The following is a 12,108-nucleotide window of genomic DNA, read 5'->3' as shown; positions in this document are numbered from 1 at the left end:
AGCAGGATATTGTCGTCAGCTCTCCTGCGGCTGCTCCTCCCGCTGCTCCTCCTCGGCAGCCTCGGGAACGTCGCGCAGGAACAGGAAGGTGATGACGGCGACGCCGAGCACGATGGCCACCCCGGTGTAGCCCACCACGGACAGGCCGCTCATGAACGCCTGCTCCGCGGCCTCCGACACCTGCGCCGCCAGGGACGGCTCCATGTCCTCGGTCGCCGCCATGGCGCCGGGCAGGCTGTCGCGGACCGCGGCGGCCTCATCGGAGGGGACCCCGGTGGGCACCGCGTCGACCATCAGGAAGCGGTAGACGGCGGTCCCCAGCGCACCCAGGGTGGCGATGCCCATGGCCATGCCGATCTCGCTGCACGTCTCGGACATGGACGAGGCCGAACCGCTCTTCTCCTTGGGCGCGGAGGCGATGACCAGGTCGATGACCAGCACCATCAGCGGGCTCAGCCCGAAGGTGACGAGCATGCTGCCCAGCACCGCCGGGAGCGGGCCCGATTCCGTCCCGCTCAGGGTGAACACGATCAGGCCCACCGCGGCCACCAGCAGACCCAGGGCGATCGTGTTGGCCGCCCGGAGCCGCGCGGCGACCAGCGGGGCGAGCATCGCGCCGGCGATGTTGGCCACCGCGTAGGGGACCATCCACAGGCCGGCGGCGGCCGGCGACAGCTCCAGGACCAGCTGGAGGTACTGGGCGAACAGCAGGACGAACGCGCCCAGCACCACCGTGCCCAGCAGCAGCCCGCCCAGCCCCACCGTGAACGGCGGCAGCCGGAACAGGGCCAGGTCCATCAGCGGGCTCTCCAGCCTGCGCTGGCGTCGCACGAACAGCCAACCGAAGACCACGCCGGCGACGAGCATGGCGATCACGACCGGGTTCCATCCCTCGGCCGCGGCCTCCTTGATCGCGTAGACGACCGGAAGGATGGCCGCCAGGGACAGGGCGACGCTGAACAGGTCCAGCCGCCCGGGGGTGGGGTCGCGGAACTCGGGCAGGAGCAACGGCGCGGCGACCAGCAGCACCACCATCACCGGCACGCCCATCAGGAACACCGAACCCCACCAGAACCACTGGAGCATGACGCCGCCGACCATCGGACCGATGGCCCCGCCCGCGGAGAAGCAGCTCAGCCACACCGCGACCGCCACACCCCGCTGCTTGGGGTCGTGGAACATGTTGGTGATCAGCGACAGGGTGGAGGGCATCAGCGTGGCGCCCGCCACACCCAGCAGGGCGCGGGAGGCGATGAGCATCTCGGCGCTGGTGGAGTAGGCCGCCAGCAGGGAGGCCCCGCCGAAGGCCACGGCGCCGATCATCAGCAGCCGGCGTCGGCCGATGCGGTCCCCCAGCGTGCCCATCGTGATGAGGAAACCGGCGATCATGAAGCCGTAGATGTCCAGGATCCACAGTTGCTGCGCGCTGGTGGGCGCCAGGTCCGCGGCCAGGTGCGGCAACGCCAGGTGCAGGACCGTGAAGTCCAGGGCGAGCAGAATGGTCGGCAGTGCCAGGACGGCCAGTCCGAGCCATTCGCGCAGCCCCGCCTTCGCGGCGGGGGCGGAGGTCGTTTCGTCCGGGGACATGGGTGGTGTCCGTCCTTCCAGGGTCGTTGTGCCGTGACTCGGGCATGACTCGACCACCACCATCGCCCCCCGGCGTTCCGAAAAGGCTCCGATCGTGATCCGACCACGCTCCGGACCCTCCCCTTGCACTACGGTGATCCCATGCGCTTCGGGATTCTCGGCCCGCTGGAGGTGTGGGGCGACGGCGAACCGGTCCGCGTCCCCGAAGCCAAGGTGCGCGTGCTCCTGGCCGCACTGCTCCTGGACGAGGGACGGCCGGTCACCGCCGACACCCTCATCGACGACCTGTGGGGCGAGCACCTGCCCGCCCACCCCACGCGCGTCCTGCGCGCCAAGCTGTCCCAGCTCCGGGGCGTCCTGGACAAGGCCGAACCCGGAGCCCGCGACCGGGTGCTGCGCACCCCCGGCGGCTACCGGCTGCGGGTGGAACCCGACGAGGTGGACTCCACCCGGTTCCGCGCCCTGGTCGAGCGGGCGCGCGGCACCGACGACCGGCGCGCGGCGGCGGTCGCCCTCAACGACGGGCTGGCCCTGTGGCGCGGGGACGCCCTCGCGGGCCTCACCGACACCCCCCGGATCGCCCGCGCCGCGCTCCGCCTGGACGAGGAACGCCTGTCGGCGTTCGAGGAACTCGCCCTGGCCCGCTTGGACCTGGGCGAACACCACCTGTGGGTGGAGGAACTCGGCGAGCTGGTCGACCTGCACCCGCTCCGCGAGCGCCTGTGCGCCGCCTACATGAGGGCGCTGTACCGCTCCGGCCGCCAGGCCGAGGCGCTGGGCGTCTTCGACCGACTGCGCCACCGCCTCAAAGAGGAGCTCGGGGCCTCGCCGGGCCCCGAGACCGCCGAGCTGCACGCCCGGATCCTGCGTCAGGACACCACCCTGGACCCGGCGGACCCCGGTCCGCTCCGGGCGGTCCTGCGCCCGCGCACCAACCTCCCGGCCCCGGTGGACGACACCATCGGCCGCGAGGCGGACGTCGAGCGGATCCGCGCCCTCATGGAGCGCGCCCGCCTGATCACCCTCACCGGCGCGGGCGGTGTCGGCAAGACCCGGCTCTCCCTGGAGGTGGCCGCGGGCCTGGACGACCGCCACCCCGACGGGCTGTGGTTCGTGGAGCTGGGCACGGTCCCCCCGGAACAGGGGGAGGACCCGGGTGCCGCCGCCCGGGTCGCCGAAGCGGTCGTGGCCGTCACCGGCGCCCGCGATCTCGTCCAGGCGTTGAGCGCCACCCGCACCCTCCTGATCCTGGACAACTGCGAGCACGTCGTCGAGTCCGTGGCCGCCCTGGCCCGGGAGCTGCTGCGCGCCGCACCGCACCTGCGCCTGCTGGTGACCAGCCGTGAACCCCTGGGGATCGACGGCGAGCACCTGTACGAGGTCCGCCCGCTCGGCTTCCCCGGACCGGCCGACCCCGCCGACGCTCGGTCCTATCCCGCGGTGCGCCTGTTCGCCTCCCGCGCCTCGGCGGGCGCCCCCGGGTTCACCCTGGGGGAGGACACCGCCTCGACCGTGGCGTCGATCTGCCGTCGCCTCGACGGCCTGCCGCTGGCCCTGGAACTGGCCGCCAACCGGGTGCGCGCCCTGGGCGTGCGCCGCCTCGCCGACGGCCTGGACGACCGGTTCCGGTTGCTGGCGGTGGGCAGTCGGGGCGCCCCGGGGCGTCAGCGCACCCTGCGCGCCGTCATCGACTGGAGCTGGGAGCTGCTCGGCGAGCCCGAGCGGACCGTGCTGCGCCGCCTGTCCGTACACGCCGAGGGATGCACCCCCGAGGGCGCCGAGGCGGTGGTGGGCGGTGACGGCATCGACCCCGACGAGGTCGTGGAGATCCTCGCGCGGCTGGTGGAGCGCTCCCTGGCCATCGCGGTCGAGGGCCCCGACGGGATCCGTTACCGACTGCTGGAGACCATCGCCGCCTACGCCCGGGAACACCTGGAGGCGGCGGGCGAGGCCGACACGGTGCGCCTGCGCCACCTGCGCCACCTGGCGTCGCTGGCCGCCACGGCCGATCCCCTCCTGCGCGATCGCCGGCAGCACCTCTGGCTGCGCCGCCTGGACGAGGAGAACGCCGACCTGCGCGCGGCCGAGGACACCGCGGCCCGCGCCGGTGACGCCGACACCTCCCTGAGACTGGCCTTGGACCTGGTCTGGTACCGCTACCTGCGGGGCCGCCCCGGCGAGGCGCACCGCTCCCTGTCCCGGGCACTGGACCTGCCGGGCGGCACCCCCGCCCTGCGCGCCGTCGCCGGGGCATGGCGGGTGGGCATGGCCCTGATGGTCAACGAACCCGAGGATCCGGTGGCGCTGGTCCGGGCCGCCCTGGCGGACCGCGCGGACCAGGTCCCCGAACGCGAGTGGGCCAGGGTGGAGTGGTTCCTGGGCACCGCCCTGCTGGACTTCGGCGAGCTCCAGGTGAGCGGCGACCTCGTCGAGCGCTCCCTCGCCGTGTTCCGCCGCGAGGACGACCGCTGGGGGACCGCGGCAGCCCTGTGCACCCGCGCGTGGCTGCTCAAGGCCCGGGGCCGGATGGCCGGGTTCGAGGCCGACGGCAGGCTCTCCCTGGAGCTCTTCGGTGAGATCGGGGACCGCTGGGGCCGGTTGCAGGCCATGCCGGCCCTGGGCAGCCGCGCCGAGATCGACGGCGACTACCCGGAGGCGGCCCGGCTGCACCGGGAGGGTCTGCGTCTGGCGGAGGACCTCGGACTGTGGTCGGAGGTGTCCTACCGGCTCTCCGAGCTGGGCCGCAACGCCCTGCTGCGCGGCGAGCACCGCCAGGCCGAGGACTTCCACGAACGCGCCCGCCGCCTGGCGGTGGAGCAGGGCGACCGGTTCGGCGAGCGCTTCGCCGAGTTCGGCCTGGGTCTGGGCGCCCGCCGCGAGGGCAGGCTCGACCGGGCCGAACGGTACCTGTCGGGTTGGCTGGACCGGGTCCGGGGGATCAACGCCCCGGCGGCGGGGGCCACCGTGCTGGCCGAACTCGGGTTCGTCGCCGAGCAGCGCGGCGACGCCGACACCGCGCTGCGCCTGCACGACGAGGGTCTCACCGCGGCGTTCACCACCGGCAGCCCCCGCAAGATCGCCTTGGCCCTGGAGGGCCTGGCCGGCGCCTGGGCCCTGGCCGGGCTGCCGCTGCGGGCCGCCCGCCTGCTGGGCGCGGCCTCGGCCGCGCGCGCCTCGGTGCACACGCCTCTGCCGCCCGCCGAGCGCTGGGACATCGAGCGGGTGCGGGTGGCGTCGGTGACCGCGCTGGGGGAGGAGGCGTTCGCCCGTGGATGGGAGCGCGGTGCCCGGGAGCCGCTGGAGGAGACGGTGGAGCGCGCCCGACGCTGGTACGCGCTCCGTCCGGCCCCCGCCGGTCAGCCCGTGCTGTGATCCGGCCCCACCTGGGGGAACTCGTAGTCGCCCTCGGGGAAGCGCTCGGTCGGCATCCGGTCGGGCATCGCCGACTCCCGGCGCGGCGGCGACCAGCGCACGTAGACCGAACGGGCGCGCAGGGCCGACCGCACGGCCCGGGTCAGCAGCGGTGACGCCGGCCGCAGCCCGAAGGCCCGGCACAGGTCGGGGCCCAGCAGCGCGGGCAGGATCGGACCCACGGCGCGGCCCGCCACCCCGTGCAGACGCGGCGGCAACCAGCCCACCAGCACCTCCACGAACAACCCCCGGGTGGCCCGCCACAGCGCCGCGCCCTCGGGGGAGTAGGCGAACTCGGCGCGCACGTACTCGTCGTGGAAGCGCTCGAACCCCTCGTAGGTGTCGGGGAGGTCCTTGATCCCCATGTGCTCGCCCATCGAACGGAAGTGCAGGTAGGCCGCCCGGCGCTCGGCGTCCCCGAAGGGCCGCCACCCGTGCCGGTCCACCGCCCGGACCATGTTGACCATGACGGCGGCCAGCACGAACATGTACTCCTCGTTCGTGATCGACCACCGGCCCTCACCGTCGAGCCCGTTGACGTGCCGCACCGCGTTGCGGTGGATGCGGTTCATCTGGCGGACCGCCTCCCGGCCCCGGTGCCCGGCGAACCCGTTCCGGAACATCTCCCACATGAGGATGTTGGTGTCGTCCAACCGGCGCTGCGTGTTGTCGGTGAGTTCGCCGGTACGCGCCAGCAGCCGGGCCATCCGGGGCGGGGCCAGGCTGTGGTAGAAGCCCACGCTTCCGCCGACCTGCATGTCCCAGGGGAACTCGTAGGCCATGTCGAGCAGCCAGATCCCGCTGTGGTCCCGCTCGACGTCCATGGCCTCGATCTCGCGCAGACGCGCGTAGCGGCGTGCCCTCCTGCGTGCCCCGAGCATGGTCGGCCCTTCTTCTCGGCGGTCCGTGCACACCGATCATGCGCGACCCCGACGCCGTCCCGGCACCGACCGTCGGCACTGTGTCAAGTCGTCTGACCTGACAGATTTCCGCGATCGCCGTTGCCCGGCACCCGCGAACGCACGATGCTTCCGGTGTCCTTGGTCGCGGGATCAGCGTGGATCGGCTCCGAAGGGATAACGACGATGAAGGCTCTGGTTCTGTCCGGAGGGATGGGAACCCGACTCCGTCCTTTCACCCACTCCATGCCCAAACAACTGATGCCCATCGCCAACCGCCCCGTCGTGGAACACGTCCTTGACGACGTCCGTCGGGCCGGCGCGGTCGATGTCGGTGTCGTGGTCGGTGACCACGCGGAGGAGATCGAGCGGGCGGTCGGCGACGGGTCCCGGTTGGGGTTGCGTCTGACCTACCTGCGTCAGGACGCGCCGTTGGGACTGGCCCACTGCGTCCTGCTCGCCCGGGACTTCCTCGGCGACGACGACTTCCTCATGTATCTGGGCGACAACATCCTCTCCGACGGGGTCGCGGGGATGGCGCGCGCCTTCGCCGCCGACCGCCCCGACGTGCAGCTGGCCGTGCACCGGGTCCCCGACCCCCGCGAGTTCGGGGTGGCGGTGGTCGGCGATGACGGCACCGTGCTCCGAATGGAGGAGAAACCCCAGGACCCGCCCGGTGACCTGGCCGTCATGGGCGCCTACTTCTTCACCTCCGCCATCCACGAGGCCGTGGCCGCCATCCGGCCGAGCCCGCGCGGGGAACTGGAGATCACCGACGCCATCCAGTGGCTGGTCTCGGCCGGACGCCCGGTCCGGGCCGTGGAGCACACCGGGTTCTGGCAGGACGCGGGGGACATCCCGGGCGTCCTGCGCTGCAACCGCTGGGCCCTGGACGGGACGCGGAGAGAGATCCGGGGGTGGGTGGACGAGTCCAGCGTGCTGAACGGTCCCGTGGTGGTGGAGCCCGGAGCGCGGATCGTGCGTTCGCGCATCGACGGTCCGGTGATCGTGGGCGCCCGCACCGTCATCGAGGACGGCCACGTGGGACCGCACACCTCCGTGGGCAGGGACTGCGTCATCCGACGGTCCGGGATCGCCGACTCCATCGTCCTGGACGACGCCGAACTGGTCGGAGTGCCCGGCCTGCACAGTTCCATCATCGGCAGATCCGCCTCGGTCCGGCCCACGGACACCTCCGCCCTCGGCCCCAGCCTCGTGATCGGCGACCACGGCCGGGCGGAGGTCCGGATATGAGGATCCTGGTCACCGGCGCCGCCGGATTCATCGGATCGCACTACGTCCGGTCCCTGCTGGCGGACGCCGACGCGCCCCGGGTCACCGCCCTGGACCTGCTCACCTACGCGGGCAACCGGGACAACCTGCCGACCTCCCACCCGCGCATGGAGTTCGTCCGGGCCGACGTCTGCGACGCCCGGGCCCTGGCCGACGTGCTCCCCGGACACGACGCCGTGGTGCACTTCGCGGCCGAGAGCCACGTGGACCGCTCCGTCGCCGACGGGTCGGTGTTCGTCCGCACCAACGTCGTCGGCACCCAGACCCTGTTGGCGGCGGCGGTGGCGGCCGGTGTCGAACGGGTCGTGCACGTGTCCACCGACGAGGTCTACGGTTCCCTGGAACGGGGTGCGGCGCGCGAGGACCACCCGCTCGCCCCCAACTCCCCGTACGCGGCCTCCAAGGCGGGGTCGGACCTCATCGCCCGCGCCTACTGGCGCACCCACGGCCTCGACGTCTCCGTCACCCGGTGCTCCAACAACTACGGGCCGCGCCAGCACCCCGAGAAGCTCATCCCCAGGTTCGTCACCGCCCTGGTGTCGGGCGGTCGCGTCCCCCTCTACGGCGACGGCCGCAACGTCCGCGAGTGGCTGCACGTGGAGGACCACTGCCGGGCCGTCCACCTGGTGCTGACCCGGGGCCGGGCGGGCGGGGTCTACAACGTCGGCGGCGGCGACGGTCTGACCAACCTGGAGATGACCCGGCGCCTGCTGGAGCTGTGCGGCGCCGACGAGACGGCCATCGAACGGGTCCCCGACCGGCTCGGGCACGATCTGCGCTACTGCATCGACGACACCACGATCCGTGAGGAGTTGGGGTATGAACCCCGCGTCCCCTTCGCCCGAGGCCTGCGCGACACGGTCGCCTGGTACCGCGACAACCCCGGCTGGTGGAAACCCCTCGCGGCCTGACCCCTCCGGTCGACACGACGCCGAGCGGCTGGCGCTCTCCGCCGACGTGCCGTCGGTGCGGGGCCCCGACGGCGCCCCCACCTCCGACGGCCCGGCCGACGTCGTCGCCTGGGCCGCCGAACGCGCCGCCGCCGGCGGGTTCTCCGTCACCCGGGTGCCCTTCGCCGAGATGGACTCCTGGGGCTTTCGCCCCGACACCGGCGACCTCGTCCACGACAGCGGACGGTTCTTCTCCATCACCGGCCTGCGCAGCGTCGTGGACGGCGATCCCGGCACCCTCCGCCACCAGCCCGTCATCCACCAGCCCGAGGTGGGCGTCCTGGGCCTGCTCGCGAAGGAGTTCGACGGGGTCCTGCACTTCCTGGTGCAGGCCAAGATGGAGCCCGGCAACCCGGGCATCGTCCAGCTCTCCCCGACCGTCCAGGCCACCCGCAGCAACTACACCCGCGCGCACCGGGGCCGCCCGGTGCGCCACATCGAGCACTTCGTCGGGTCGGGCCGGGGCCGTGTGCTCACCGACGTCCTCCAGTCCGAGCACGGCTGGTGGTTCCACCACAAGAGCAACCGGAACATGATCGTGGAGACCGACCGCGAGGTCGAGCCCCACGAGGACTTCCGCTGGGTCACGCTGGGCACCCTCGGCGCGTTGATGCACGTCGACGAGACCGTCAACATGGACACCCGCACGGTTCTGGCCTGCGCCCCGGTGTCCTTCGGCGCCGACGCCTCCGCCCACTCCGACACCGGACTCCTGTCGTGGTTCACCGAGCAACGCGCGTCGAGGACCCTGAGCGCCGAACGGGTCCCCCTGGGCTCCCTGCCCGGCTGGGTGCGCACCCCCGACCGACTGCACCACGAACAGGACCGCGACTTCGACGTGGTGGCCGTGGCGGTCCGGGCCCGGGCCCGCGAGGTCGCCTCCTGGTCCCAGCCCCTGCTGGCCCCGCACGGACCGGGCGTGGCGGCCTTCCTCACCCGTCGGGTGGCCGGGGTCCCGCACCTGCTCGTCCACGCCCGGGTCGAGCCGGGCTTCCTGGACACGGTCGAGCTGGGGCCGACCGTGCAGTGCACCCACGACGAGGCGACCGCGCCCCCGGGGCTACGGCCGCCCTTCCTGGACACGGTGCTGTCCGCCTCGCCCGAACTGGTGCGCTACCGTGCCGTCCACTCCGAGGAGGGCGGTCGGTTCCTGCACGCCCGCACCCGTTGCCTGGTGGTCGAGGACCCCCGCCCCGCCGGGGCGTCCGAGCCCCCGGGCTACCTGTGGGCCACCCCCGACCAGCTCGTGGCGCTGGCCCGTCACGGCCACTACCTGGACGTCCAGGCCCGCACCCTGCTGGCCGCGCTCACCACCGGGGCGCTGCGCCCGTGAAGACGGCCGCGGCGGCCCCGGCGGGCCTCAGCGCCCCGCCACCTCGGTGATCAGTCGGGTGATGACCCCCACCCCGTCGCGGGTGAGCACCGACTCGGTGTGGAACTGCACCGAGGCGAACCACGGTCCGCGCAGCGCGTGCACCTCCCCGGTGCCGGGGTCGCGGCTCACCTCGACCGCTCCCAGGCCCTCGCAGTGGATCTTGTCCTCCTCGCAGTGGGTCGAGAAGGTGTTGTAGAAGCCCACCAGTTCCTGATGGCCGAACAGGTCGATCAGGTGCTGCGCCCCCTGGTTGGGGTGCTCCCGGCGCAGTACCGGCAGACCCAGTTCCAGGCTGAGGGCCTGATGGCTCAGGCACACGGCGAGGAACGGCGACCGCCGTGCCAGCAGGGTCCGCACACCCGCCCGGACCCGGGCGATCTTGGGGTGGTCCAGGTCGCGCGGATCACCCGGGCCCGGCCCCATGATCACCAGGTCGTGCCCGTCCGGGGCGAACTCCTCGGCGAACCCGCGCACCCGCACCGACGCCCCGCACGAGCGCAGCTGGTGGGCGAGCATGGCGGTGAACGTGTCCTCGGCGTCGACGACCAGGATGTCCATCCCGTCCAGGGTCACCTGGGGGGTGGGGCAGGGCCGGCCCAGCCAGAAACCCGACAGGCGCTCGTTGCGCGCGGCCAGCGCGTCCAGCACCGTGGGGTCGCCGGCCAGGGCCTTCGAACGGTCGGCGTTCAGCGCGCTCAGCAGCCCGGCCGCCTTCGCCCGGGTCTCCACCACCTCCGACTCCGGGACGGAGTGGCGGACCAGGGTCGCCCCCACCGACAGGCGCAGATGACCCTCCCGGTCGATCTCCGCGGTGCGGATGAGGATCGCCGAATCCAGGGCGGCGGCCCCGCGGGCGTCGCGGCCGATGAGCGCCAGCGCCCCGCTGTAGTGGCCCCGCCCCAGGGTCTCGTAACGCGCGATCACCCGGCAGGCGTTCTCCAGTGGGCTGCCGGTGACGGTGGGCGCGAACATCGTCTCGCGCAGGATCTCGCGCGGGTCCCGGTCGCATTCCCCCTGGATCAGGTACTCGGTGTGCGCCAGCCGGGCCATCTCCTTGAGCCGGGGACCCACCACGCGCAGCCCGGAGTCGCAGATCCGGGCCATCATCTTCAGTTCCTCGTCCACCACCATGTACAGCTCGTCGGCCTCCTTGCGGTCGGCCAGGAAGTCCACCATCCCGTTCAGGGTGGGGCCTCCCGCCGGGTACCGGTAGGTGCCGCTGATGGGGTTCATCACCGCCGTCCCGCCTTCGAGGCTGACGTGCCGCTCGGGGGTGGCGCCCACCAGGGTGTACTCGGGGGTGAACAGCACGAACGTCCAGTAGGTCCCCGACTCCTGCTCCAGGAGGCGACGGAACAGGCTCAGGGCGCTGCCGGGGCCGAACCCCTCGATCCGCGCGGTGAACGAACGGCGCAGCACGAAGTTGGAGCCCTCGCCGCGGCCGATCTCCTCGGTGATGACCCGCCGCACGGTGTCGGAATAGGTGTCGTCGTCGATGTCGAAGTCGCCGCCGTTCACCGTCAGCCCGGTGTCGGGGACCCGCTCCAACACCCGCTCCACGGTCTCCTCGCGGCACTCGGAGACCTTCAGCGAGATGATCGGCGCGTCGTCGTCGACGCTCTCGAACCCCCGCTCCGAGATCTGCCGGTACGGTACGGCCACCAGTACGTCCCACCCGGGGGGACCGGGTGCGTCGCCACCCTCCTCCAGCGGGATGTCGGCGAGGGAGTCGTGCAGGGACACCGTCCCCGTCAGCACCTCGATCGCCCCCGGGCCGGACTCGGGACGGTGCACCAGTGCGAACGCGGGCACCGCGCCGGCGACGATCCGGTCGAGCAGGTCCCCGGAATCCGTGTCGTGGGGGTGTGCGGTCATCGTTCCTCCTCCACTTCGACCGGGCTCCGGTCGGCCCCGGGGACGGTCATGCGGTCGAGCAGTCTCTCGGTGGGCGCCACCACGGCGCACCGCGTCGCGGCGTACTCCAGCGCGAGACGGTGGTGTTCGGCGTCGAAGTCGGCGACCGCGTCGGCCGCCAGGAACACGCGGATGTCGTGGCTGAACGCGTCCACCCCCGTCATCAGCACGCCCACGTGCGCGTACACGCCACAGAGCACCAACTGGTCGCGCCCCTCGGCGCGCATGCGCTCCAGCAGGTCGGACCGGTGGAAGGCGCTGTAACGCCACTTGGTGAACATCCAGTCGTCCGGTCCCGGGGTGAGCGGTTCCACCACCTCGCGGTCCTCGACGGAAGTGGTCATGCCCGGCCCCCAGAAATCGCGGAGCAGGCCGCGTTCGCCGGGGGTCATCCGGCCCGGCTGGGCGGTGTACGCGACCCGCGCGCCCGCCCGCACGGCGTGCTCGCGCAACAGGGCGCAGTTCTTCAGCAGCGTTCCGTACGGCTCCTCGGTGGTGGCGAAGGGCCGGAGGAAGAACCGCTGCATGTCATGGACGAGCAGGACCGCTCGGTCGGGATCGAGGTTCCACCGCGCGACGTTGTCGGGCAGTTCGTCGGCGGTCGGCATGGGGTAGTTCCGGATGGGCGGGATGCCTGGCATGGTCGTCCTCCTCCTGCTGGTCGTCCGGTGCGGGCCCC

8 protein-coding genes are annotated in these 12,108 nt (G+C 72.8%); 4 read left to right on the top strand and 4 right to left on the bottom strand.

Annotation, left to right across the window (positions count from 1 at the left end; all coding sequences use genetic code 11):
* Positions 1-15: 15 nt before the first annotated feature.
* Positions 16-1,587 carry an MFS transporter gene (locus tag RM479_RS13995; protein WP_311512170.1) on the bottom strand — a complete coding sequence of 524 codons (1,572 nt, stop codon included), beginning with the start codon at positions 1,585-1,587 and terminating at the stop codon, positions 16-18.
* Between the two features lie 141 nt (positions 1,588-1,728).
* On the opposite strand from RM479_RS13995, the gene RM479_RS13990 reads away from it, so the two are divergent.
* On the top strand, positions 1,729-4,959 hold the full coding sequence (locus tag RM479_RS13990) for a BTAD domain-containing putative transcriptional regulator (protein WP_311512169.1): 3,231 nt from the start codon (positions 1,729-1,731) through the stop codon (positions 4,957-4,959).
* On the opposite strand, the gene RM479_RS13985 is transcribed toward RM479_RS13990, so the two are convergent.
* Positions 4,944-5,879: an oxygenase MpaB family protein gene (locus tag RM479_RS13985; protein ID WP_311512168.1), complete on the bottom strand. Its 936-nt coding sequence runs from the start codon at positions 5,877-5,879 to the stop codon at positions 4,944-4,946. The genes RM479_RS13990 and RM479_RS13985 overlap by 16 nt on opposite strands.
* Before the next feature lie 144 nt (positions 5,880-6,023).
* On the opposite strand from RM479_RS13985, the gene RM479_RS13980 reads away from it, so the two are divergent.
* Genes RM479_RS13980 through RM479_RS13970 form a run of 3 tightly spaced genes read left to right on the top strand, consistent with a single transcriptional unit; the run spans position 6,024 to position 9,473 of the window.
* Positions 6,024-7,151 (top strand): glucose-1-phosphate thymidylyltransferase, encoded by a 1,128-nt coding sequence (locus RM479_RS13980; RefSeq protein ID WP_311512167.1) that lies wholly within the window; start codon positions 6,024-6,026, stop codon positions 7,149-7,151.
* Positions 7,148-8,101, top strand: coding sequence for a dTDP-glucose 4,6-dehydratase (rfbB, locus tag RM479_RS13975; protein ID WP_311512166.1), 954 nt, complete (start codon positions 7,148-7,150; stop codon positions 8,099-8,101). Before RM479_RS13980 ends, rfbB begins: the two co-directional genes overlap by 4 nt.
* A gap of 55 nt (positions 8,102-8,156) precedes the next feature.
* Positions 8,157-9,473, top strand: a complete 1,317-nt coding sequence (locus RM479_RS13970) for an NDP-hexose 2,3-dehydratase family protein (RefSeq protein WP_311512165.1) — start codon at positions 8,157-8,159, stop codon at positions 9,471-9,473.
* A gap of 27 nt (positions 9,474-9,500) precedes the next feature.
* On the opposite strand, the gene RM479_RS13965 is transcribed toward RM479_RS13970, so the two are convergent.
* Complete coding sequence (locus RM479_RS13965) at positions 9,501-11,390, bottom strand: anthranilate synthase family protein (RefSeq protein ID WP_311512164.1); 1,890 nt, start codon at positions 11,388-11,390, stop codon at positions 9,501-9,503.
* Positions 11,387-12,070, bottom strand: coding sequence for an isochorismatase family protein (locus RM479_RS13960; protein ID WP_311512163.1), 684 nt, complete (start codon positions 12,068-12,070; stop codon positions 11,387-11,389). Before RM479_RS13960 ends, RM479_RS13965 begins: the two co-directional genes overlap by 4 nt.
* Positions 12,071-12,108 lie beyond the last annotated feature (38 nt).

Origin of the sequence: Nocardiopsis lambiniae (assembly GCF_031845465.1) — a bacterium.
GTDB lineage: Bacteria > Actinomycetota > Actinomycetes > Streptosporangiales > Streptosporangiaceae > Nocardiopsis > Nocardiopsis lambiniae.
This window is presented reverse-complemented; position numbering and strand designations above follow the sequence as displayed.

Coding starts and splice junctions, on each gene's coding strand:
- RM479_RS13995 (WP_311512170.1), bottom strand. CDS start 1,587: ATGTCCCCGGACGAAACGACCTCCGCCCCCGCCGCGAAGGCGGGGCTG.
- RM479_RS13990 (WP_311512169.1), top strand. CDS start 1,729: ATGCGCTTCGGGATTCTCGGCCCGCTGGAGGTGTGGGGCGACGGCGAA.
- RM479_RS13985 (WP_311512168.1), bottom strand. CDS start 5,879: ATGCTCGGGGCACGCAGGAGGGCACGCCGCTACGCGCGTCTGCGCGAG.
- RM479_RS13980 (WP_311512167.1), top strand. CDS start 6,024: ATGCTTCCGGTGTCCTTGGTCGCGGGATCAGCGTGGATCGGCTCCGAA.
- rfbB (WP_311512166.1), top strand. CDS start 7,148: ATGAGGATCCTGGTCACCGGCGCCGCCGGATTCATCGGATCGCACTAC.
- RM479_RS13965 (WP_311512164.1), bottom strand. CDS start 11,390: ATGACCGCACACCCCCACGACACGGATTCCGGGGACCTGCTCGACCGG.
- RM479_RS13960 (WP_311512163.1), bottom strand. CDS start 12,070: ATGCCAGGCATCCCGCCCATCCGGAACTACCCCATGCCGACCGCCGAC.